Origin of the sequence: Cellulomonas sp. NTE-D12 (assembly GCF_027923705.1) — a bacterium.
In the GTDB taxonomy this organism is placed as follows: Bacteria; Actinomycetota; Actinomycetes; order Actinomycetales; family Cellulomonadaceae; genus Cellulomonas.
In genome coordinates this window covers 3,397,460-3,418,748 of record NZ_AP026442.1, presented here as the reverse complement: position 1 = coordinate 3,418,748, position 21,289 = coordinate 3,397,460, and the positions used below count along the sequence as shown (strand labels likewise).

General features: G+C 73.1%; 19 protein-coding genes. 15 read left to right on the top strand and 4 right to left on the bottom strand.

From position 1 onward, the window contains the following. The first annotated feature begins 1 nt into the window (after position 1). Entirely contained in the window at positions 2-961 is a 960-nt protein-coding gene (gene pheA, locus QMF98_RS15825; protein ID WP_337973873.1) for a prephenate dehydratase, read from the top strand. An 11-nt stretch (positions 962-972) separates the two neighbouring features. On the opposite strand, the gene QMF98_RS15820 is transcribed toward pheA, so the two are convergent. Next, positions 973-1,797 carry an alpha/beta fold hydrolase gene (locus QMF98_RS15820; RefSeq protein ID WP_337973872.1) on the bottom strand — a complete coding sequence of 275 codons (825 nt, stop codon included), beginning with the start codon at positions 1,795-1,797 and terminating at the stop codon, positions 973-975. Between the two features lie 72 nt (positions 1,798-1,869). Here QMF98_RS15820 and QMF98_RS15815 point away from each other — a divergent pair, with 72 nt between their 5' ends. Next, the gene (locus QMF98_RS15815; RefSeq protein ID WP_337973871.1) at positions 1,870-2,706 is read left to right on the top strand and encodes an AraC family transcriptional regulator; all 837 of its coding nucleotides are present in this window, start codon (positions 1,870-1,872) and stop codon (positions 2,704-2,706) included. A gap of 34 nt (positions 2,707-2,740) precedes the next feature. On the opposite strand, the gene QMF98_RS15810 is transcribed toward QMF98_RS15815, so the two are convergent. Continuing rightward, the gene (locus QMF98_RS15810) at positions 2,741-3,910 is read right to left on the bottom strand and encodes a diacylglycerol/lipid kinase family protein (RefSeq protein WP_337973870.1); all 1,170 of its coding nucleotides are present in this window, start codon (positions 3,908-3,910) and stop codon (positions 2,741-2,743) included. A 116-nt stretch (positions 3,911-4,026) separates the two neighbouring features. On the opposite strand from QMF98_RS15810, the gene serS reads away from it, so the two are divergent. The 8 genes from serS (at position 4,027) to QMF98_RS15770 (ending at position 12,813) form a co-directional block, all read left to right on the top strand. Beyond that, positions 4,027-5,316 (top strand): serine--tRNA ligase, encoded by a 1,290-nt coding sequence (gene serS, locus QMF98_RS15805; protein ID WP_337973869.1) that lies wholly within the window; start codon positions 4,027-4,029, stop codon positions 5,314-5,316. Further along, a complete protein-coding gene (locus QMF98_RS15800) occupies positions 5,313-6,122 on the top strand; it encodes an HAD family hydrolase (RefSeq protein WP_291759730.1) in 810 nt (269 codons plus the stop codon). Before serS ends, QMF98_RS15800 begins: the two co-directional genes overlap by 4 nt. 178 nt (positions 6,123-6,300) lie before the next feature. After that, a complete protein-coding gene (locus tag QMF98_RS15795) occupies positions 6,301-7,317 on the top strand; it encodes a LacI family DNA-binding transcriptional regulator (RefSeq protein ID WP_337973868.1) in 1,017 nt (338 codons plus the stop codon). 127 nt (positions 7,318-7,444) lie between these two features. Beyond that, the gene (locus tag QMF98_RS15790; protein WP_337973867.1) at positions 7,445-8,815 is read left to right on the top strand and encodes an ABC transporter substrate-binding protein; all 1,371 of its coding nucleotides are present in this window, start codon (positions 7,445-7,447) and stop codon (positions 8,813-8,815) included. 130 nt (positions 8,816-8,945) lie between these two features. Then, positions 8,946-9,968, top strand: coding sequence for a carbohydrate ABC transporter permease (locus tag QMF98_RS15785; RefSeq protein ID WP_337973866.1), 1,023 nt, complete (start codon positions 8,946-8,948; stop codon positions 9,966-9,968). Then, positions 9,965-10,930, top strand: a complete 966-nt coding sequence (locus QMF98_RS15780; protein ID WP_337973865.1) for a carbohydrate ABC transporter permease — start codon at positions 9,965-9,967, stop codon at positions 10,928-10,930. Before QMF98_RS15785 ends, QMF98_RS15780 begins: the two co-directional genes overlap by 4 nt. A gap of 48 nt (positions 10,931-10,978) precedes the next feature. Then, the gene (locus QMF98_RS15775) at positions 10,979-11,866 is read left to right on the top strand and encodes an EamA family transporter (protein WP_337973864.1); all 888 of its coding nucleotides are present in this window, start codon (positions 10,979-10,981) and stop codon (positions 11,864-11,866) included. Between the two features lie 119 nt (positions 11,867-11,985). Beyond that, positions 11,986-12,813, top strand: coding sequence for an SCO4651 family lipoprotein (locus tag QMF98_RS15770; protein ID WP_337973863.1), 828 nt, complete (start codon positions 11,986-11,988; stop codon positions 12,811-12,813). A 45-nt stretch (positions 12,814-12,858) separates the two neighbouring features. Here QMF98_RS15770 and QMF98_RS15765 read toward each other — a convergent pair whose 3' ends face one another. Beyond that, on the bottom strand, positions 12,859-13,368 hold the full coding sequence (locus QMF98_RS15765; RefSeq protein WP_291761513.1) for a bacterial proteasome activator family protein: 510 nt from the start codon (positions 13,366-13,368) through the stop codon (positions 12,859-12,861). A 76-nt stretch (positions 13,369-13,444) separates the two neighbouring features. Then, complete coding sequence (locus QMF98_RS15760; protein WP_337973862.1) at positions 13,445-14,419, bottom strand: NAD(P)H-quinone oxidoreductase; 975 nt, start codon at positions 14,417-14,419, stop codon at positions 13,445-13,447. A gap of 227 nt (positions 14,420-14,646) precedes the next feature. Between QMF98_RS15760 and QMF98_RS15755 the strand changes: the two genes are divergently transcribed. The 5 genes from QMF98_RS15755 (at position 14,647) to QMF98_RS15735 (ending at position 21,265) form a co-directional block, all read left to right on the top strand. Then, positions 14,647-19,116, top strand: coding sequence for an ATP-binding protein (locus QMF98_RS15755; RefSeq protein WP_337975655.1), 4,470 nt, complete (start codon positions 14,647-14,649; stop codon positions 19,114-19,116). A gap of 88 nt (positions 19,117-19,204) precedes the next feature. After that, a complete protein-coding gene (locus QMF98_RS15750; RefSeq protein ID WP_291759706.1) occupies positions 19,205-19,654 on the top strand; it encodes a roadblock/LC7 domain-containing protein in 450 nt (149 codons plus the stop codon). A gap of 13 nt (positions 19,655-19,667) precedes the next feature. After that, positions 19,668-20,045, top strand: coding sequence for a DUF742 domain-containing protein (locus QMF98_RS15745; RefSeq protein WP_263731193.1), 378 nt, complete (start codon positions 19,668-19,670; stop codon positions 20,043-20,045). Beyond that, positions 20,026-20,637, top strand: a complete 612-nt coding sequence (locus tag QMF98_RS15740) for a GTP-binding protein (RefSeq protein WP_263731194.1) — start codon at positions 20,026-20,028, stop codon at positions 20,635-20,637. Before QMF98_RS15745 ends, QMF98_RS15740 begins: the two co-directional genes overlap by 20 nt. 145 nt (positions 20,638-20,782) lie before the next feature. Continuing rightward, on the top strand, positions 20,783-21,265 hold the full coding sequence (locus QMF98_RS15735; RefSeq protein WP_337973861.1) for a type II toxin-antitoxin system VapC family toxin: 483 nt from the start codon (positions 20,783-20,785) through the stop codon (positions 21,263-21,265). The last annotated feature ends 24 nt before the right edge of the window (positions 21,266-21,289 follow it).

Below are 21,289 nucleotides of genomic sequence, written 5' to 3'. Positions count from 1 at the left end.
GATGAGCGACCGCCCCCGGTACGCCTACCTCGGACCGGCCGGCACGTTCACCGAGGAGGCGCTGCTGCAGGTGGTGCGGCCCGACGAGGCCGTGCTGCTGCCGCAGACGGACGTCGGCTCGGCGATCGGCGCCGTCCGGGCGGGTGCTGCCGACTTCGCCGTGGTCGCCATCGAGAGCACCGTCGAGGGCGGCGTCACCGCCACGCTCGACGCGCTCGCCACCGGCGAACCCCTGGTCGTGCTCCGGGAGATCCTCGTCCCGGTGCAGTTCACGCTGGCGGCCGCACCCGGCCGGCAGCTGGCCGACGTGCACCGCATCAGCGCCCACCCGCACGCCTGGGTGCAGTGCCGGCGCTGGCTGGCCGAGCACCTGCCGCACGCGGTGCACGTGCCGGCCACCTCGAACACCGCGCCCGCGGCCCTGATCGCCGAGCGCCTGACCGACCCGTCGCTCCCGCCGCTCGCCTTCGACGCCGCGCTCGTCCCGCCGGCCGCTGTGGCGACCTACGGCCTGGCTGCCCTCGCCGACCAGGTCGCCGACAACGACGCGCTGGTCACCCGGTTCGTGGTCGTCGGCCACCCGGGCGAGGTCCCCGCACCGACCGGTGCCGACAAGACGAGCCTGGTGGTGCACCTGCCGGACAACGAGGCGGGCGCCCTGCTGGCCATGCTCGAGCAGTTCGCCGTGCGGGGCGTGAACCTGTCCCGCATCGAGTCGCGCCCCATCGGTGATGCTCTCGGCCGGTACTCGTTCTCGATCGACGCCGAGGGTCACATCCTCGACGAGCGCGTCGGCGAGGCGATCATGGGCCTGCGCCGGCGCTGCCCGTACGTCCGCTTCCTCGGTTCCTACCCCCGCGCCGACGCGCTCCCGCCGACCGTGCACGCGGGCACGTCGGACGCCGAGTTCGTCGACGCCCGCACCTGGCTCCGCGCCCTCCGCGCCGGCCAGGCCACCTGACGCACCGCGGGTTACGGCAGCAGCGGCACGAACCCGCCGATCACCCGCGCCAGCTCGGCGGGTGCCTCCAACGGGATCAGGTGCCCGGACGGCAGCACCACGAGCCGCGCCCCCGGCACGTGCGGCAGCAGGTTGTCCCGCAGCACCTCGACCGGTTCCACCTGGTCGAGCTCCCCGCCGACCACCAGAGTGGGCACGTCGATCGCCGGCGTCAGCCCGCTGATGTCCTCGGCGATGCCGCGCAGCGGCCATTCATCGCGTGCCTCCGGGCCGCTGGCCCGCGAGTCGGCCAGCACCTGCATCTTCAGCCCGTCCGGCAGGGGAGTGCCGGTCAGCACGTGGTCGAGCGCCCCGGCGACGGACTCGTCGGTGTCGTAGGCGTGCGCCAGCTGCGCCTGGTACTCGGGCGTGACGACGGCGCCAGGCCTGGCCGGCCCTGGGGCCACCAGCACCAGCCCCCGCAGCCCGGCCGGACGGCCGGCGGCGACCAGCTGGGCCACCTTGCCGCCCATCGAGTGCCCGACGAGCACGTGGTCCCGCACGCCCGCCTCGGCGAGCACGCCGAGCACGTCTGCGGCGAGCTGGTGCAGCGAGTACGGCCCCGGCAGGTGCTGCGAGCGGCCCCAGCCGCGCAGGTCGACAGCCAGCACGTCGCGCCCCGGCAGCCGGTCGACGACGCCGTCCCACGTCCGTGCCGAACCGCCCCAGTAGTGCAGCAGGACGAGGGTCGGGCCGGTACCGGCACGATGGTCGTAAGTGGGCAGGGCGCTACTGCCGGCGGAGGTTGCATCGGTCGAGGGTCGGGTGGTCGTGGCGAGGATCTCGTTGCTGCTCATGGCTCTATCCCACCGGCAGCAGGCCCGACGAGCATCGGCCGAACCAGTCGCGTGATGGCGGAAACTGGACACGTGCCGGCCGTGCAGCAGATGACGTACCAGCCGCTCGGCGGGGTCCCGCGCCCCGTCGAGCTGCTCACCTTCGACCGGCTCCGCGAGCTCAGCACCGGAGGCACCCAGCGGGCCGACTTCCACGTCGTCGCCGTCGTCGACGACGGCCAGGGCGCGGTGACCGTCGACTTCCGCCGGCACGGGCTCGGTCCCCGTTCAGCCGTCTGGATCCCACCGGGCGCCGTGCACCGGTGGGACGACATCGAGGCGCTGTCCGGCCGGCTGGTGCTGTTCGTCCCGAGCGCACCCGTCACCGCGGCCGCCCGCCAGCTCACGGCAGCGCCGGACCAGGCGTCGACGTGGACGGTCGGACCGGACTGGCCCCTGCTGGCCGCGGCGCTCGACCACCTCGAGCTCGAGGCCGCTGCCGGACCGGCGGAGCTCACCGGCCTCCTCCTGTCGGCCCTCCTCCTGCGGCTGGACCCGCCCGGCCGGGACCCCGAGCCCGACGGCTCGCTGTTCGCGCTGTTCCGGGACACCGTCGAGGCGGGCTACCGCACGCACCGGGACGCCGGCCACTACGCATCCGTGCTCGGGTACGCGCCACGGACGCTCTCGCGCGCCGTCCAGCGCGCCACGGGCAGCACCGCCAAGGCCTACCTGACCGAGCGGGTCGTCCTCGAGGCCAAGCGCCTGCTCGCGCACGACGGCTTCACCGCGGCCCGCTGCGCGCGCGAGCTGGGCTTCCCGGATGCGACGAGCTTCTCGGTGTTCTTCCGTACCGCCACCGGGCTGCCGCCTGGCCGCTGGCTGGCGCAGTGGCGTGACGTCGTCGCCGACCGCCAGCCGGCGTCCTGACGACGGCCGCCCGCCTGCCTCGACAGGCGCGGGATCAGCTCGCGGGTGCCGGCACCCGCACGACGAGCGCGCCCGGGTCCACCCGCGCCGCGAGCTGCGCCACCCGGCCGAGCACGTCCCCGTCCAGCTGCACGTGCTCCCCGCCGGACAGCTGCATCTCCACCGACCGTGCCCGGGTGTGGTCGATCCGCCCGATCCGCGCCGGCAGCGGGTTCCGCACCCCGAACCCCTGCAGCACCACCTCGCCGAGCAGCTGCGCCCAGCCGGCCACCCCGCCGCGGGTGTCGATCGCCGCGATGTCCAGCCAGCCGTCGTCGAGGATCGCATCGGGCAGCAGCTGCAGACCGCCGGGCAGCTTGCCGCAGTTGCCCACCAGCAGGCTGCGCAGCCGCAGGTCCTGCCAGGCCCGGCCGTCGAGGCGCACCCGGACGCGGCTGCGCCGACCGTGCAGGTGCTGCACACCGGCGACGAAGTAGGCGATCCAGCCGACCTTCGCCTTGAGCGCGTCGTCGGTGCTGGCCACCATCGCGGCGTCGAACCCGACCCCGCCGATCACCAGGAAGATGTGCTCGCGGTCCGGGTCGGGGTCGGCGGCGGGCCCGGTCACCTCCTCGTCCGGGTCCTCGGCGTCGGCGGCCGCCCAGCGCTGCACGGCGATCCAGCCGACGTCGATGGTCCGGTCCTTGCCGTCGAGCGCCGCCGCGATCGCAGCCGGCGGGTCGCCCACGGGGATGTCGAGGTTGCGCGCCAGCAGGTTTCCCGTGCCCAGGGGGAGCAGCGCCATCGGCACGTCGGTGTGCACCAGCGCCTCGGCGACCGCCCGCACGGTCCCGTCACCACCGACCGCCACGACGAGCTTCGCGCCGCGCTCCACCGCCTCGCGCGCCTGCCCGACCCCGGGGTCCTCCACGGTGGTCTCCAGCCACAGCGGCTCGGGCAGGTACCGCTCCGAGCAAGCCTTCACCACTTGCGTCCGCAGGGCAGCGACGTCCGGCTTGGAGGGGTTGGCGACGAAGGCGACCAGCGGCCGCTCCTCGTCGTCCGGGCCCGTCAGCACCTCGCCGGCGGCCGTCGCCGGTGCGGCGCTCGCGGCGCCGTGGCCCAGCCGCCCGCTCGCCTGCCGGCGCGCCACCCACACCGCCAGCACGATGGCCACGAGCGCGAGCACAGCAGCGGTCAGCCCCAGCCAGTCGTGCCATGTCATGTCCGGCAATCTACGCATCCACCTGCGACGTCGCGCGGCCGGGGCGGGTGAGGACGGCGTTCGCGGACCGGGCACGCCGCGGGTGACCGTGCCGGCCGGTCGATAGGCTGGCAGCCGTGATCGATCTGCGGCTCCTGCGGGAGGACCCCGATGTGGTGCGCGCCAGCCAGGTCGCGCGTGGTGACGACCCCCACCTGGTGGACGAGATCCTGGACGCCGATGCGCGCCGCCGCTCGGCGCTGACCGCGTTCGAGACGCTGCGCGCCGAGCAGAAGTCCCTCGGCAAGGACGTGGCGAAGGCGACCGGCGCCGACAAGGAGCACCTGCTGGCCCGCGCGCGGCAGCTGGCCGACGAGGTGAAGGCGCGCCAGTCGGATGCCGAGGCCGCCGAGAAGCAGGCGGACCTGCTCGCCCGCCGCATCGGCAACGTGGTGGCGGACGGCGTCCCGGCCGGTGGCGAGAACGACTACGTCGTGCTCGAGCACGTGGGCACGCCGCGCGACTTCGCCGCCGAGTACGGCGACGGCTTCCGCGTCCGCGACCACCTCGAGCTCGGCGAGGGCCTGCAGGCGATCGACACCGAGCGCGGCTCCAAGGTGTCCGGCGCCCGGTTCTACTACCTGACCGGCATCGGCGCCCGCCTCGAGCTGGCGCTGCTGAACGCCGCCGTCGACCGCGCGCTCGCCGCCGGTTTCACCCCGGTGATCACGCCCACCCTGGTGAAGCCGGAGATCATGGCCGGCACCGGCTTCCTCGGCGCCCACGCCGACGAGATCTACCGCCTCGAGGCCGACGACCTGTACCTGGTCGGCACCAGCGAGGTCGCCCTGGCCGGCTACCACTCCGGCGAGATCCTCGACCTGTCCGCCGGTCCCAAGCGGTACGCCGGCTGGAGCGCCTGCTACCGCCGCGAGGCGGGCTCGTACGGCAAGGACACCCGCGGCATCATCCGCGTGCACCAGTTCCACAAGGTCGAGGCGTTCAGCTACACGACGGTCGAGGACGCGGCCGACGAGCACCAGCGGATCCTCGGCTGGGAGAAGGAGATGCTCGGCCTCGTCGAGCTGCCCTACCGCGTGATCGACACCGCCGCCGGCGACCTCGGCTCGTCGGCCGCCCGCAAGTTCGACTGCGAGGCGTGGCTGCCCAGCCAGCAGCGCTACCTCGAGCTGACCAGCACCTCGAACTGCACCACGTTCCAGGCCCGCCGCCTCGGCATCCGCGAGCGCACGGCGGACGGCTCCGTCCGCACCGTCGCCACGCTGAACGGCACCCTGGCCACCACCCGCTGGCTCGTCGCGATCCTGGAGAACCACCAGCTCGAGGACGGGTCGGTCCGTGTGCCGGAGGGTCTGCGCCCGTACCTGGGCGGCGTGGAGGTGCTGCACCCGGCGGCGACGGCATGACCGGCACCGCGGGCCGCGTCGGCCTGCTCGCCCTCGACGTCGACGGCACCGTCATGACGTACGACGGCGTCGTGTCCGACGGTGTCCGCAGCGCCGTGTCCGCCCTGGTCGCGGCCGGGGTCCACGTCGTGCTCGCGACCGGTCGCTCGCTGCAGGGAGCCGCCCAGGCGGCCGCCGCGCTCGGCCTGACCGACGGCTGGCTGGTGTGCTCCAACGGTGCGGTCATCGCCCGCCTCGACTCGGACCTGGACGACGGCTACGAGGTGCACCAGGTGGTCACCTTCGACCCGGCACCGGCCCTGCGCGCCCTGGCGATCGAGCTGCCGGACGCCCTGTACGCGGTGGAGAACCTCGGCGTCGGGTTCCTGGTCAGCGCCGACTTCCCGCCGGGGGAGCTGAGCGGCGAGACCGAGGTCGTGCCGTTCGAGCGGCTGCTCGCGGCACCCGCCAGCCGGGTGGTGATCCGCAGCCCCGACAGCACGCCGGACGAGTTCCACGCCCTGGTCGAGCGCGTCGGCCTGCACGAGGTCTCCTACGCCGTCGGCTGGAGCGCGTGGCTCGACCTGACGCCGGGCGGCGTCTCCAAGGCCAGCGCACTCGAGCAGGTGCGCCGCGAGCTGGGCGTGCAGCCGTTCGCGACGATGGCGGTCGGTGACGGCTCCAACGACACCGAGATGCTCGAGTGGGCGGCCCGCGGCATCGCGATGGGCCACGCCGACGAGCGGGTGCGCGCCGCGGCCGACGAGGTCACGGGCACCATCGACGACGACGGCGTGCTGCCGGTGCTGCGGTCGCTGCTGCACTGACCGCCGGCGGCATCCGCCCTGCTCACGGCCGGTGCGCGGCAGGTCTACCGTCCCGCTCCGGCACGCTGGCCTGCGGTTTTGCGGGAGCGCTCCCGCACGGCGGGCCGGGGCCGGCCGGCGCCGCGCCGACCCTCGCCGCGGTGGACCACCGCCGGTCCGCGGTGCACAATCGGCCCCCGTGGCGCGCATCGAGGACGTGGCGCGGTCCGCCGGTGTCTCGACGGCGACCGTCTCCCGCGCGCTGCGAGGCCTCCCGCACGTGTCGTCCGAAACCCGGGAACGGGTCCGTGAGGTGGCCCGCGAGCTCGGCTACGTCGCCTCCCCGTCGGCCGCCAGCCTCGCCTCGGGACGGACCCGCACCATCGGTCTGCTGACGCCGTGGGTGAACCACTGGTTCTTCGCCAACGTGATCGACGGTGCCGAGCGGGCGCTGCGCGCCCAGGGCTTCGACGCGCTGCTGTACACGTTCGAGATCTCCCGTGACCTGCGCCGACGTCAGGTGGACCCCGACGTGCTGCGCCGCCGTGTCGACGGCGTGATCGTCGTCGGCATGCCGCTGGACCGCGACGAGGTCGCGGCGCTGGTCGGCCTGGGCCATCCGCTGATCTTCATCGGCACCGGCGCGCCCGGCCAGGTGACCGTGCGGGTGGACGACCTCCGCACCGCGACCGAGGCCACCGAGCACCTGCTGCGCCTGGGCCACCGGACCATCGGGCACATCACCGGGTCGCCGCAGGACAACGCGCCGTGGGCGCCGCCGATCGACCGCCGCTCCGGGTGGAAGGAGGCGATGACGCGCGCCGGTGCTGCGCCGAGCCCGGAGCTCGAGGTGAACGGCTACTTCGACGTGGAGGGCGGCCGCGAGTCGACGTGCCGGCTGCTGGCCCGGCGTCCGGACGTGACGGCGATCTTCGCGGCGTCCGACGAGATGGCGATGGGTGCGATCCTCGCCGCCCGCGAGCTGGGTCGACGCGTCCCGGAGGACCTGTCCGTGATCGGCATCGACGGCCACGACCTCGGCGAGCTCGTCGGCCTGACGACGATGGCGCAGTCCGCCGAGGACCAGGGGACCGCCGCCGCGACGCTGCTCCTGGGCATGATCGCCGGCACCCCGGCGCCCGAGCAGGTGATCTTCCCGACCCAGCTGGTGGTGCGCACGTCGACCGCCGCTCCGGTGGCGCATCTCGCTACGTGACGAAATCGTGACGTCGGGGTGCTTGACGGCTCCCGGGCTGCGAATGTCAAGATCAAGCCGGTCTGTAAGCGTTTGCAGACATCAGCCACCTGTCGCATCAACGAAGTTGTGACCGGGAAGGACAGACATGAAGCGAACCTCACGATTCGCCGCTGCTGCCGCTGGCGTGGCGGCACTGGCGACCGTCGCCGCGTGTTCCAGCGGCGGCTCGTCGGGCACCTCGAGCTCGAGCGGCACCTCGGCAGCGGCCCTCACCGGCGACTGCGCGCAGTACCAGGACTACGCGGGGCACAGCGGCAAGACCGTCACGATGTTCGGGTCGATCCTCAGCCCCGAGTCGGACTCGCTGAACTCCTCGTGGGCCGACTTCTCCAAGTGCACCGGCATCACCATCCAGTACACGGGCTCCAACACCTTCGAGTCCGACCTGCCGGTGAAGGTCAACGGCGGCAACGCCCCGAACCTGGCGATCATCCCGCAGCCCGGTCTGCTCGCGCAGATGGTGGCGACGGGCGCGGTGAAGGACCCGCCGGCCCAGACCGTCAAGAACGAGGACAACTGGAACGCCGCCTGGAAGGGCTACGGCTCGGTCGACGGCAAGTTCTACGCGGCGCCGATGAGCGCCAACATGAAGTCCCTGGTCTGGTACTCGCCGAAGTACTTCAAGGACAACGGCTTCACCGTCCCTACGACGTGGGCCGACATGATGTCGCTGTCCGACCAGATGGCCGGCAAGATGACCGGCGCCGCGAAGCCGTGGTGCGGTGGCATCGGCTCCGGCACCGCGAGCGGGTGGCCCGCCACCGACTGGCTCGAGGAGGTCGTCCTCGGCAAGTACGGCGGCCAGGTCTACGACGACTGGATCAGCCACAAGGTCAAGTTCTCCGACCCGCAGATCCAGGACGCGATGAAGGTCGTCAGCGACTGGCTGCAGAACCCCAAGTGGGTCAACGGCGGCGTCGGTGACGTCAAGACGATCGCGACCACCACGTTCCAGAACGCGGGTCTGCCGATCCTGAAGAACGAGTGCGGCATGCTGCAGCAGGCGTCCTTCTACGAGGCGCAGTGGCCGAAGGGCACCAAGGTCGGACCTGACGGCGACGTGTTCGCCTTCAAGCTCCCGGCCGTCGACCCGTCGATCAGCACGCCCGTCGAGGGTGGCGGCGAGTTCGTGACCGCGTTCTCCGACGACCCGGCCGTGCAGGCGGTGCAGAACTACCTGAGCAGCCCGCAGTGGGCTGAGAGCCGGATCAAGGTCGCACCGGGCTGGGTCTCCGCGAACGAGAAGGTCGACCAGAGCCTGTACACCGACCCGATCGACCAGCTGTCCGCCAAGTACCTGGCCGACCCGAAGGCCACGTTCCGGTTCGACGCCTCGGACGCCATGCCGGCGGCCGTCGGCGCCGGTGCCGAGTGGACCGGCATGGTCGACTGGTTCGGCAGCGGCAAGTCCGCGGCGGACGTCGCCAAGGCGATCGACGCGGCGTGGCCGAGCTGATCTGACCCACCCGTTCCACCTGCTTGACATCTGAGGTGCTCCGGCCCGCGGGCGAGTCCCGCGGGCCGGAGCACCCTTTCTGCCCGACCGTGGCACCCTGTTCGCAGCGAGACAGACAAGGGGGTCTGTGGTGAGCGCTACCTACGTCTCATTGGCGTCGAGCGTGGCGGGCCAGGCGGCCACCACCCTGCTCGGCGCCGTCGAAGCCGTCCTCGGCTTCGTCGCGATCCTCGCGATCGTCTTCTTCGTCGCCGGCCGGGCGACCGGTCGGCTGGAGAAGCCGCTGGCGGTGATCATCTGCCTGGGCCCGGCGCTGTTCCTGGTCGCCCTCGGGCTGGTGATCCCGGCGATCACGACGATCAACAACAGCCTGACCAACCAGCAGTTCCTCGGCCAGCAGAAGACCAAGAAGGTCGGCCTGAAGAACTACGTCTTCGCCTTCACCGACCCGTACACGCAGCAGACCATCGTGCGCACGGTGCTCTGGCTGGTGATCGTGCCGGCGGTCGCGGTGGCCGTCGGTCTGCTGGTCGCGCTGCTCGTCGACCGCATGAAGTACGCGTCGATCCCCAAGACGATGGTCTTCCTGCCGACCGCCATCTCGTTCGTCGGTGCGGCCGTCATCTGGTCCTACGTCTACAACTACGTGACGCCGTCCCAGCCGCAGACGGGCCTGCTGAGCCAGGTCGTCATCAAGCTGGGCTGGAGCAACCCGCCCAACTGGCTGATCACCCCGCCGCTGAACACCTTCCTCGAGATGGTGATCATGATCTGGATCCAGGCGGGGTTCGCGATGGTGGTGCTCGGCGCCGCCCTCAAGGCGATCCCCGACGAGGTGATCGAGTCGGCGCGGATGGACGGTGCCTCGGGGTTCCGGCTGTTCCGCACCATCCAGGTCCCGATGATCCGCAACACCCTGGTCGTGGTGCTGACGACGGTGATGATCACGACGCTGAAGGTCTTCGACATCGTCTTCACCATCAACAACGGCAACTTCAAGACGGACGTCCTCGCCCGTCAGATGTACGCCGACATGTTCGTCACCAGCCAGGTCGCGCGCGGCAGCGCCCTGGCCGTGATCCTGTTCCTCGCCGTCCTGCCGCTGGTGCTCTACAACGTCCGACAGCTGCGCAGGGAGCGTGAGATCCGATGAGCGCGACCACCGACCCGATGAGCGCGACCGGCACGACGTCGACCGACGTCAAGAAGCCCCTCACCGGTCCGGCGGCGACCAGGGCCGTCCGGACGGCGTTCAGCAGCCCCACGGCCTCGATCGTCGCGATCGCGATCGGTGTGCTGTGGACCATCCCGACGTTCGGGCTGTTCATCAACTCGTTCCGGTCGAAGTCCGACGCCGCCACCAGCGGCTGGTGGATGTTCTTCGTCCACCCCAGCTTCAGCCTCGACGGGTACCGGCAGGTGCTCACCGGGCAGGGCGGCCTGTTCATCCCCCTGGTGAACTCCCTGGCGATCACCATCCCGGCGACGATCATCCCGATCTTCGTCGCGTCGATGGCCGGCTACGCGCTGGCCTGGATGCGGTTCCGGGGCAGCGACGCGATCTTCTTCACGTTCTTCGCGCTGCAGGTGGTGCCGCTGCAGATGGCCCTGGTGCCGTTGCAGCAGTACTACGTGCACGGCCTGCGGATCGCGGGGGTCACGGTGCTGCCGTCACCCGGTGTGAACGGCACGCTGGCGCAGATCTGGCTGTCGCACACGATGTTCTCGCTGCCCCTGGCGGTGTTCCTGCTGCACAACTTCATCGCGCAGCTGCCGGGGTCCCTGATCGAGGCGGCACGGGTGGACGGTGCGTCCCACCTGCGCATCTTCCGGTCGGTCGTGCTGCCGCTGTCGATGCCGGCGATCGCCTCGTTCTCCATCTTCCAGTTCCTGTGGGTGTGGAACGACCTGCTGGTGGCCAAGACCTTCGGCGGCTCCAACCCGGCACTGCAACCGGTCACGGCCCGGATGCAGAGCCTCACCGGCAGCTACGGCTCCCACCTGGAGCTGCTGGCACCGGCCGGCTTCCTCACGATCGTCGTCCCGGTGATCGTGTTCCTCGCCCTGCAGCGGTACTTCGTGCGAGGGCTGCTCGCGGGGTCGGTCAAGGGCTGACCCGGACGCGACGGGGCGGGTGCGCGGTGCAGGCATAGCCTGGCCCGCGTGCCCGCCCCGCTGCTGTTCCTGCTCTCGGGGCTGACCCAGTACCTCGGTGCGGCGGTAGCCGTGCGGCTGTTCGGCGCGCTGCCACCGGCCACCGTCGCGTGGCTGCGGATCGCCGTCTCCGCGGTGCTGCTGCTGGGGTGGGCACGGCCGTGGCGGCGTGGTCCGTGGGACCGCCGGCGGCTGGTGACCACCGCGGCGTTCGGCGTGGTGCTCGCGGCGATGAACGTCAGCTTCTACGTGGCGATCGCGCACCTGCCGCTGGGCACGGCGGTGGCGATCGAGTTCGTCGGGCCCGTGGCGGTGGCCGCAGTCACCGGGTCCGGGTGGCGGGAGCGTGCCGCGATCGCCGTCGCGGCGGTGGGCGTGGTGCTGCTCGCGGGGGTGTCGCTGCACACCGGCGGGTCGGCCCGCGTGGGGCTGCTGGCCATCGGTGCGGCGGCAGCCTTCTGGGCCGGGTACATCGTGCTGGGCCGGCGGGTGGCCGGTCAGGCGTCGGGCCTGTCGGGCCTGGCGGTCGGCATGACGACGGGAGCGGTGGTGCTGGCCCCCGGGTTCGCCGGTGCCGCCGGGCCCGTGCTGCACGACCTGCGGCTCGCCGCCGCCGTGCTCGCCGTGGCGGTGTGCTCGTCGGTGGTGCCGTACGGCATCGAGCAGGTGGTGCTGCGGCGGGTCAGCGCGGCGACGTTCGCCGTGCTGCTGGCGCTGCTGCCGGCCAGCGCCGCCGTGGTGGGTGCCGTGGTGCTGCGCCAGCTGCCGCACCTGGTGGACCTCGTCGGCCTCGCCCTCGTCTGCGGTGCGATCGCGCTGACCGCCCGCCGTGAACCGCCGGTGGTCCGCGCGGCACGCAACCGGACCGAAGCGGCCGCGGACGAGGGGCTGGGCTGACCGGGGGATTCGCCCTCGAAACGGCCACCCAGCCCGTGCACAGGCTGCGATGATCGCGCCGCCCGGCCGTCACCGGGACGTGCGCCGACGTACCGGCGCCACCTGAGCGGGGGGCTCACATGTCGTTGCAGCGCCGTCTTGTCGGCCGGCTTGTCCTGGGTTCGTCCGTCGCCGCGATCGCGGTGGTCCTGGCCGGCTGCGGCTCGTCGGCCCCGCAGGCCGCCGCCACCGCCGCTGCCGCCTCGGAGGCGGTCGTGACCCCGACGCCGACCCCGACGCCCACGCCGACCGCGGTCTACACCCTGACCACCGCGACGTTCGCCCAGGCGATGCAGGCGGCGGCCGCCAAGGCCACGAGCTGCACGTTCACCCTCCAGGTCGCCACCAACGGTCAGACGATCACGGCGGACGGCGCCCTGCGCGTGCTGCCCGACAAGACCAGCGAGATGGCCATGAAGATGACGGCGTCGAGCACCGGGGCGATCGACCTGCGCGTGGTGGCCGGCACCTGGTACATCAGCGGCGGGGAGCTGACGGGCGGCAAGTTCGTCAAGGGCGACCCCAAGGACCCGAAGGGCCCCTTCGCCGGCATGGCGGGCGTGTTCGACTCCGTGAACCCGAACCAGGGGATGGCGGCGTTCCAGGACGCGATCGTCTCGGTGACGCCGGTGGGCGGCACCGAGCAGGTGGGCGGCGTCCCGACCCAGGCGTACGACGTGGTGGTCGACACCACGAAGCTCAGCGCCGCCGTCCGTTCGCAGCAGTTCGACGAGCAGACGGCCCTGCCGGCGCAGATCACCTACCGGTACTGGTTCGGTGCCGACGGCCTGGTGCGCAAGATGACGTCGGACGTGCAGGGCGAGCAGCAGGTCATGACGTTCTCTGGCTGGGGCCAGCCCGTGGACATCCAGGCGCCGCCGGCCAGCCAGGTGGTCACCCTCAAGTGACGACGCGGCCCCGTCGGCCGTCGCGCCGGCGGGGCACCGCCCCGGCTAGAGGTACTGGCCGGTGGAGCGGGAGGTGTCGCCGTCGTCGTCCTGGTCACGCGGCACGACGAAGACGCCGGGTCCGGCCTGCTGCGGGTGCACGCCCGGCGGCAGCGCGCGGCGCATCCCGGTCAGCTGCGCCTGCGCGGCCATCTGCTGCGCGACCAGCGCCGTCTGGATCCCGTGGAACAGGCCCTCGAGCCAGCCGACCAGCTGGGCCTGCGCGATCCGCAGCTCGGCGTCCGACGGTGCGTCGTCGCTGAACGGCAGCGTGATGCGGTGCAGCTCCGCGACCAGCTCGGGGGACAGCCCCTCCTCGAGCTCGGCGAGCGACCGCTCGTGGATCTCGGCGAGCCGGCTGCGCGCCGCGTCGTCGAGCGGGGCGCTGCGCACCTCGTCGAGCAGCTGCTTGATCATGGTGCCGATCCGCATCACCTTGGCCGGCTGCTCCACGAGCGAACCGACCTGCTCGTCGCGGTCCTCGTCGGGTTCGGGGCGCGCGGCGGAGGTCGTCACGTCGTCGTCCGCCACGGTCGTCTCGTCGTCCTGGCTCACCTGGGCATTGTGCCGCCCGGCGGGCGCCCCGCGCCTGCTACGGCACCAGCAGGATCTTGCCGAACGCCGCGCCGGACTCCATCAGCTGGTGCGCGTGCGCGGCCTGGGCGAACGGGACGTGCGTGTGCACGACGGGCCGCACCGCCCCGGCCGCGACCAGCGGCCACAGGTGCTGCCGGACCTCGGCCATGATCGCCGCCTTCTGCACCAACGGGCGGGACCGCAACGTGGTGCCCAGCACGGTGGCGCGGCGCTCGAGCAGCAGCCCCAGGTCGAGCTCGGCACGGCGTCCCTGCTGCAGGCCGATGACGGCCAGGCGGCCGCCGTCGGCCAGCATCGCGAGGTTCTCGGCCAGGCCGCCGGCGCCGAGCACGTCGAGCACCACGTCGACGCCGCGGCCGTCCGTCGCGGCCAGCACGCGGCCGGCGACGTCGGGCAGCCGGTGGTCGACGACGGTCTCGGCACCCAGCGCCCGTACGCGTTCGCACCGCTCGGGACCGCCGGCGGTGGCCAGCACCCGGTGCCCCAGCGCGTGTCCGACCTGCACGGCGACGGACCCGACACCGCCCGAGCCGCCACGCACCAGCAGCGTGTCGCCGTCCGCGAGGCGCGCCGCCTGCAGCGTCGACCTCACCGTGGCCAGGGCCTCCGGCAGCGCGGCCGCCTCGGCGGTCGCCAGGCCGTCCGGCACCGGCAGGCACAGCGCCGACGTCGCGACGGCACGCTCGGCGTAGCCGCCGCCGGCCAGCAGCGCGGCGACGCGGTCGCCGACGGACCAGCCCGAGGTGCCCGGCCCGAGGGCGGACACCACGCCGCTGATCTCCATCCCCGGCCAGTCCGGCGCCCCGGGCGGAGGGGGGTAGTGACCCTGCCGTTGCAGCACGTCAGCGCGGTTGACACCCGCTGCGGCGACCTCGACCAGCAGCTCACCGGCACCCGGCACAGGGTCCGGCAGCTGGTCCACCTGCAGCTGCTCCGGTCCACCGGGGGCACGCACCACGACCGCTCGCACCCGGTGAAACTACGCCGGAACGGACGAATGGGTGTCCCCGAGCGGGTGACGTCCGTGGCAAACTCGCCCCGCGACCTCATGGTCCGCACCACTGCGACCGATAGCACCCGAACGAGGTCCACGTCACCGCGACGCGCTGAGGCGTGCGTGGCACCGGGTCGGAAGGGAACGACATGCTGCGACGGCTTGGCATCCGCGCCAAGGTTCTGGCGGTTCTTGCCGTGCCCATGCTCGTCATCCTCGCCGCCGGCGTGTTCATCTCCGCGACGGCCCTGACGCAGCTGCGGCTCGACCGCGCGACCCGCGGAGTCGTCGACCTGGTGCAGGCGTACCAGCCGCTCAACGAGGCCTTCCAGACCGAGCGCGTGGTGTCCACCACCAACGGCAGCGCGGACCAGATCAAGGCGGCCCGCGCGGCGACCGACAAGGCGCTCGCCGACGTCAAGCCGGTCGCCGCCAAGCTCGACCTCGCCGAGTTCCCGCCGGACATCGTCGGCAAGTTCACCGAGCTGCAGCGGTCCTTCGACAACGACCTGTCCGCCATGCGGCAGAACGTCGACACCCAGGCGCGACCCGAGATCATCCAGGGCGCCTACGCGAGCCTGGCCAGCCGCCAGATCGCCCTGGTCCAGCTCGTGGCAGAGACGATCAGCAACCGTGACGTCGCCAAGTACCTCTCGGCGCAGGCCGCCGTCGCCTCGACGGCGGACGACCTGGTGCAGGAGGCCGTCGCCGGCCTGACGCTGATGAACAAGCAGGCCGTCTCCTCGCTCTCGTCCGTCCAGTTCGCCAACCTGGGCACGCAGACCGAGAACCAGCGGGCGTTGGCCCGTGACCAGGTGGCCAGCCTGGGCGTCAAGAGCATCGAGATCGGGTACGCCGACCCGAACGCCGACTTCATGACGATGCGGTCGACGATCAGCATCGGCACCAACGCCGCGTTCGCCCTGGTCGACCCCCGAGCGTTCGCCAAGGCGGTCACCGACCAGACCGGACGCCTCAGCGCGGTCAGCACCGAGGTCCTGAGCAATGGCCACACCGTGGCGACCCGGGCGATCGACGCGCAGACCCAGCGCGCCATCATCACGGTCGGCATCGCCATCGGCGCAGCCGTGCTGTCCTTCTTCTTCGCGGTGGTCGTCTCCCGCACCATCGTCGTCCCGCTGCGTCGCCTGACCGCGGCCGCCGCGGACGTGCGTGACGAGCTGCCGCGTCTGGTCGAGCAGGTGCAGGTCCCCGGTGAGAGCCCCTCGCTGGAGCTGCCGCAGATCCCCGTGACGTCGTCCGACGAGGTCGGCCGCCTGGCCGCCGCGTTCAACGCGGTGAACGCCACCACCGTCCAGGTCGCCCAGGAGCAGGCGGCGCTGCGCGGGTCCATCGCCGAGATGTTCGTCAACGTGGCCCGCCGCGACCAGGTGCTCCTCAACCGGCAGCTGTCGTTCATCGACTCGCTCGAGCGGTCCGAGGAGGACCCGAGCACCCTGGCGAACCTGTTCCGCCTCGACCACCTCGCCACCCGCATGCGCCGCAACGCGGAGTCGCTGCTGGTGCTCGCCGGCATCGACTCCGGCCGCCGCCTGCGCGACTCGCTGCCGCTGTCGGACGTCATCCGCACCGCCTCGTCCGAGATCGAGCAGTACGACCGCGTCGAGCTGGAGCTCACCGCCGACCCGGCCATGCTCGGGTTCAACGCCCTGCCGGCCGCGCACCTGCTCGCGGAGCTGCTGGAGAACGCCACCGTGTTCTCCGAGCCCGAGACGCCGATCGTGGTGGCCACGGGTGTCCGGGGCGACCAGGTCGAGGTCCGCATCATCGACCAGGGCCTCGGCATGAGCGAGGTCGAGCTGGACGCCGCCAACGAGAAGATCCGTTCGGTCGGCGCCGGTGACGCGCTGGGTGCCCAGCGCCTGGGCCTCTTCGTCGTCGGCCGGCTGGCGCAGCGCCTCGGTGCCGAGGTGGAGCTGCGCAAGAGCAGCCGTGGCACCACCGGTACCGAGACCGTGGTCCGCTTCCCGTCGACGCTGTTCCAGTCGACCGAGGTGTCCTCGCTGGGCAGCTACGGCCCGGCGATGCCGTCGGCACCGGTGCCCGAGCTCGAGGAGGCGCCCGAGGCGCAGCCGGTGGACCTCGCAGCGCTCACGGACGGCGAGACGACTCTCGGCCTGCCTCGTCGTCGTGCGGGGGTCGATCCTGCTGCACCGCCGGCGTCGCTGCCGACGCGGACGCCTGCCGCCCAGCCCGCAGCCGCCTCGGCACCGCTGCCGCCGGCCGCGCCGCTGGCGCCCGCCGCCGCGGACCAGCGATCCGGCGGGCTGCCGCAGCGCCCGCGCAAGACGTTCGACGAGAACGCCATCGTCCTGCCCGAGGCGCCCACCCCGACGCTCTCGCCGTCGCTGTCCGGGGACGCACCCGACTGGGCACCTGCCGTGGTCGACTCGCAGGCGGGTTCCGGCCTGCCGAGCCGTACCCGTGCCGCCACCTCGGCGTGGTCCCCGGATGCTGCCGCCGGCGTGGCCGCTGCGGCCGCCGCACCCCTGCCGGTGGCGCCGGCCCCCGACGCCGGGGTCCGTACGGGGCTCTTCTCCGGCTTCCGCGGACGCGGGGACCTCGGCGCGACCCGTCCCGTCGACCAGGCGCCGACCGGCCTGCGCCGGGCGGGCGACGGTGCGGCACCGGCAGCGGCAGCCTTCTTCCAGCCGCGGCCCGCCCAGACGAGCTTCGAGCCCGAGCCGATCGAGGCGGAGACGCCCGAGCCGGAGCCGATGGTGGTGCCCGGGCTCGCGCCGGACGACGACCTGCTGCCAGCCGACTACGCCGCCTACGCGGACGGCGCCGGCCACCCGGCCGCTCCGGTCTACGCGGACGCCCCGGCCTTCGCCGACGCGCCGGCGTACGAAGACGCTCCGGCGTACGAGGACGCTCCCGCCTTCGCGGACGCCCCGGCCGAGACGTCGGGCGAGCCGCACGTCGCCGCCGACGAGCCCGCCGTTCCTGTCGAGGTGCCCGCGTGGGTCCCCACCTCGCTGTCCGATCACGACGTGGTCGAGGCGGCGCCGCAGGCTCTCGCCGAGCCCGTCACCGAGCCGGCGATGCCGAGCTGGGCGGCACCGGCGGTCGACCTCGCAGGCTGGGCACCGCCCGCCGAGGAGGTGCCGACGTTCGAGCCCGAGCCGGCGGCCTTCACCTCGTACAGCGGCTTCGCCGGCTGGTCGGCCCCCACCACGGCACCGACCACCGAGACGACCCCGCTCGACGAGCCGGCGGCGTACCTGCCGTTCGGTCGGTCGATGGACGAGGCCCGGGCGTGGACCACCGGGACCATCCCGGTCGTGCCCGAGCCGATCGGCTTCCCCGGCGCCCCGGTGCCGGCCGCGCCGGAGCCGCCCGCCGCGTGGGCGCCGCCGGTCCCGACCGAGCAGTCCGACGAGGCCGCGGGCGACTGGCCCCAGCCGGCCTGGCAGTCCCCGGCCTGGCAGCCGCCGACGTGGTCGTCGCCGTGGAGCGACCAGGCGCCGGTCGCATCGGCGCCCGCCGCCGAGGCGCCGCTGCCGGTGGTCGGTCTCGCACCGGACGCCGAGCCGGAGCCGTTGCCGGTCGCCCGTGCGCTGCCGGAGCCCGTCGGCGCTGCGGTGCCGGACGTCGCAGACCCGGTGTTCGGCAGCTGGCCGCCGGTGCAGGCCGAGCCGGAGGAGTCCGCGCCGACCCAGCTGTTCTCGCCGATCGAGGCCGCGGAGGCGGTGGCGCCCGTCGCCCCCGCACCGTTCGCCGCCCCGGTGCCTTTCGCGGCTCCCGCGCCGTTCGCCGGCCAGCCGGCGCCCGAGCCGACCGAACCCGCCGAGCCGGCCTCGGTCGACTGGCAGCAGCAGGCTGCCTGGGCCCCCACCAACGCCACCCCGGTCCCGGCAGCCCCGGCTCGATCTCGCGAGCGCGCACCTCGCAAGCGCGGTCTGTTCGGGCGTCGGCGACCCGCCCCGGAGACGGGCCAGACGCCCGTGGTCCCGGCGGCGCCCGTCGCAGCCGCCCCCGCGGCCCCGGTCCGCAGCACCGTGTGGGGCCCGGACGGCGCGGCTGCCAAGCCCTCCGTCAACCCGCCGGCCCCGCAGGCGACCGGGTTCGCGCCGGCTCCCGGCTTCGAGGCTCCCGCCTTCGCGGCACCGGTGCCGACGTTCTCCCCGGCACCCGCCGCACCGGCCCCGCTGCCGCTGGCCGCTGCGCCGGCACCGCACCCGGCACCGGCCGCACCCGCCGCACCTGCCCCGCTGATGCCCGCGGTGCTCGACACGCGCCAGGCGGCGTGGTCGGGCGCGCCGGAGCCGGCGTCGAACAGCTGGGCACCGTCCGGCTGGGCTCCGCGCGGTGACGCGGCAGGCACGGTGCCGCAGCCGAACCCCGCTCCGGTCGCCCGGATCGGCGCCCTGGACGACGACGTCGCGGCGATGCTCGCGATGCGGTCGGACATCCAGGAGCAGGCTCTGTCCGAGCTGAGCCAGCTGTCGGCCTACCGGCCGCAGGTGGTGTCCGGCGCCGCCGAGCGCCTCACCAAGCGCGTGCCGACGGCGATCCCCGAGGCACCCGAGATCGACACCGCCGCCGCAGGAGCCGAGCGCGACCCGGCCCAGCTGCGGTCACGACTGTCCAGCTTCCAGTCCGGCACCGCCCGCGGTCGTCGCGACGCCGGTCAGGACGGTGCCCGATGAACCTTCGACCCACCCACCACGTCCCCCGCACCACACCGGGGGTCGGCTGCACAGCAGTCCGTCCCGACTGCACCATCAAGGAGGAAGTGTGACCGCGCTCAGCACCGAGGCAGCCAACTTCGGCTGGCTCCTGGACAACTTCGTCCGGACCGTGCCCGGCACCCGCCACACGTTGGTGGTGTCGGCCGACGGCCTGCTCATGGCGATGTCCGAGCAGCTCGACCGCACCAGCGGCGACCAGCTCGCGGCCATCGTCTCGGGCATGTCGAGCCTGACCCGTGGCGCCTCGCGCCAGCTGCACGCCGGGGAGGTGCGGCAGGCCATCGTCGAGATGGACAGCCTGTTCCTCTTCCTGATGAGCGTGTCCAACGGGTCCGTCCTGGCCGTGGTGGCAGACTCCACGTGCGACGTGGGCCTGATCGGCTACGAGATGGCGATGCTCGTCTCCCGTACCGAGGCGACGCTCACGCCGCAGCTGATCTCGGAGATGCGCGGCCAGCTCCCCGTCGACGGTGCTACCCGCGCCCCCGTCGCCTGAGCGGAGCCTGACCATGGCAGAGCACCTCGAGTACGAGGCCCGGACGGTACGGCCGTACGCCGTCACCGGAGGCCGGGTGAAGTCGGCACGGTCCGACCTGCCGCTGGAAGCCCTTGTCGAGCAGATGCCCGGGGCCGTCGCCGGCACCGGTCTGCCGCCCGAGAAGCGCGCGATCCTGCACCACGCGTCGGTCGGCTACATCTCCGTGGCAGAGCTGTCCGCCCTGCTCCACCTCCCGCTCGGCGTGATCCGGATCCTCGTGTCCGACCTCGCCGACCAGCAGTTCGTCCGCGTGCACACCTCGCAGCCGGTGGAAGTGAACACCGGTGAGTCCCCCGCCCTGTCCCTGAGCGTGCTGGAGAGTGTTCTCAATGGCATTTCCGCCCTCTGACGCCGCCGTCGCCGCTCCGACGGGACAGGCCGCGTCCACCGCACCCACCGTCGTCAAGATCGTCGTCGCGGGCGGCTTCGCCGTCGGCAAGACGACCTTCATCGGGTCCATCTCGGACATCGAGCCCCTCAACACCGAGGCTGCGATGACCGAGCACTCCGTCGGCGTCGACGACGCCGGTGGCGTGTCCGACCGGAAGACCACCACCACGGTCGCCATGGACTTCGGCCGCATCGCGCTGCCGGGCTCCCTGTGGCTCTACCTGTTCGGCACCCCTGGGCAGGACCGCTTCCTGTTCATGTGGGACGACCTGGTCCGCGGCGCCATCGGTGCCGTGGTGCTGGTCGACACCGACCGGCTCGACCAGTGCTTCCCGGCGGTCGACTACTTCGAGAGCCGTGGCATCCCGTTCGTCGTGGGTGTCAACTGCTTCGACGGTGTCGCCAAGCACGCCCTGGAGGACGTGCGCGAGGCGCTGGCGATCCCGCCGCACGTGCCGGTGCTGTACACCGACGCGCGCTCGCGGGCCGCGACCAAGCAGGCGCTGATCGCCCTGGTGCAGCTGGCGATGGCCCGCCTGCGCGCACGCTGAGCACGCAGCGCCCGACGTCCTTCGCACGACGATGACGGCCGGCCCCTCCGGGGGCCGGCCGTCCTCGTCCCGCGGCGGTGCCGCGTCGTCGAGGGGTGACCCGGTGTCGTCCGGGGGCGGCCCGGTGGCGGACGAGAATGGGGTGGTGATCCCGAGCCCGCGCACGGCCGCCGAGGCGGACGGCTGGGTGGGGCGGCCGAGGCCGCCACGGGACCTGGTCTACGTGGACGGTTCGGCGCTGAGCCGGTTCCTCGAGGGTGCGCCCGAGCGTGCGGCGTGGGCTCAGTTCGTCGCCGACCGGCAGGGCGAGCTGGTGACCTCGGTGCTCGGCGTCACGGAGCTGAAGCGGGTCGCGCAGCTGCTCGGCCGGCTGGCCCGGGACCAGGCGGACGCGGCGGCGGAGCAGGTCGACGTCGTGCGCTTCTCCGACCAGGCGCTCAAGGCGGCGTCGCGGGTCTCCGCCGTGCTGCCGCCCTTCGTCGCGCTGCACCTGGGCGCGGCGCTGGCGCAGCCGGACGTGCGGACGGTGGCGACCTACGACACGGACCTGGCGCGCGTGTGCGTGCTGCACGGGCTGGTGGTGGTCTCCCCGGGGTGGCCGGACCGGTGGTGGGAGCGGGTCGGCTGAGTCGGCCGAGACTGCCGGGCGGGA

What these genes read in the sequence shown, in the direction of transcription:
- pheA (WP_337973873.1), top strand. Translation starts at nt 2, where the DNA reads ATGAGCGACCGCCCCCGGTACGCCTACCTCGGACCGGCCGGCACGTTC.
- QMF98_RS15820 (WP_337973872.1), bottom strand. Translation starts at nt 1,797, where the DNA reads ATGAGCAGCAACGAGATCCTCGCCACGACCACCCGACCCTCGACCGAT.
- QMF98_RS15810 (WP_337973870.1), bottom strand. Translation starts at nt 3,910, where the DNA reads ATGACATGGCACGACTGGCTGGGGCTGACCGCTGCTGTGCTCGCGCTC.
- QMF98_RS15800 (WP_291759730.1), top strand. Translation starts at nt 5,313, where the DNA reads ATGACCGGCACCGCGGGCCGCGTCGGCCTGCTCGCCCTCGACGTCGAC.
- QMF98_RS15790 (WP_337973867.1), top strand. Translation starts at nt 7,445, where the DNA reads ATGAAGCGAACCTCACGATTCGCCGCTGCTGCCGCTGGCGTGGCGGCA.
- QMF98_RS15780 (WP_337973865.1), top strand. Translation starts at nt 9,965, where the DNA reads ATGAGCGCGACCACCGACCCGATGAGCGCGACCGGCACGACGTCGACC.
- QMF98_RS15770 (WP_337973863.1), top strand. Translation starts at nt 11,986, where the DNA reads ATGTCGTTGCAGCGCCGTCTTGTCGGCCGGCTTGTCCTGGGTTCGTCC.
- QMF98_RS15755 (WP_337975655.1), top strand. Translation starts at nt 14,647, where the DNA reads ATGCTCGTCATCCTCGCCGCCGGCGTGTTCATCTCCGCGACGGCCCTG.
- QMF98_RS15745 (WP_263731193.1), top strand. Translation starts at nt 19,668, where the DNA reads ATGGCAGAGCACCTCGAGTACGAGGCCCGGACGGTACGGCCGTACGCC.
- QMF98_RS15740 (WP_263731194.1), top strand. Translation starts at nt 20,026, where the DNA reads ATGGCATTTCCGCCCTCTGACGCCGCCGTCGCCGCTCCGACGGGACAG.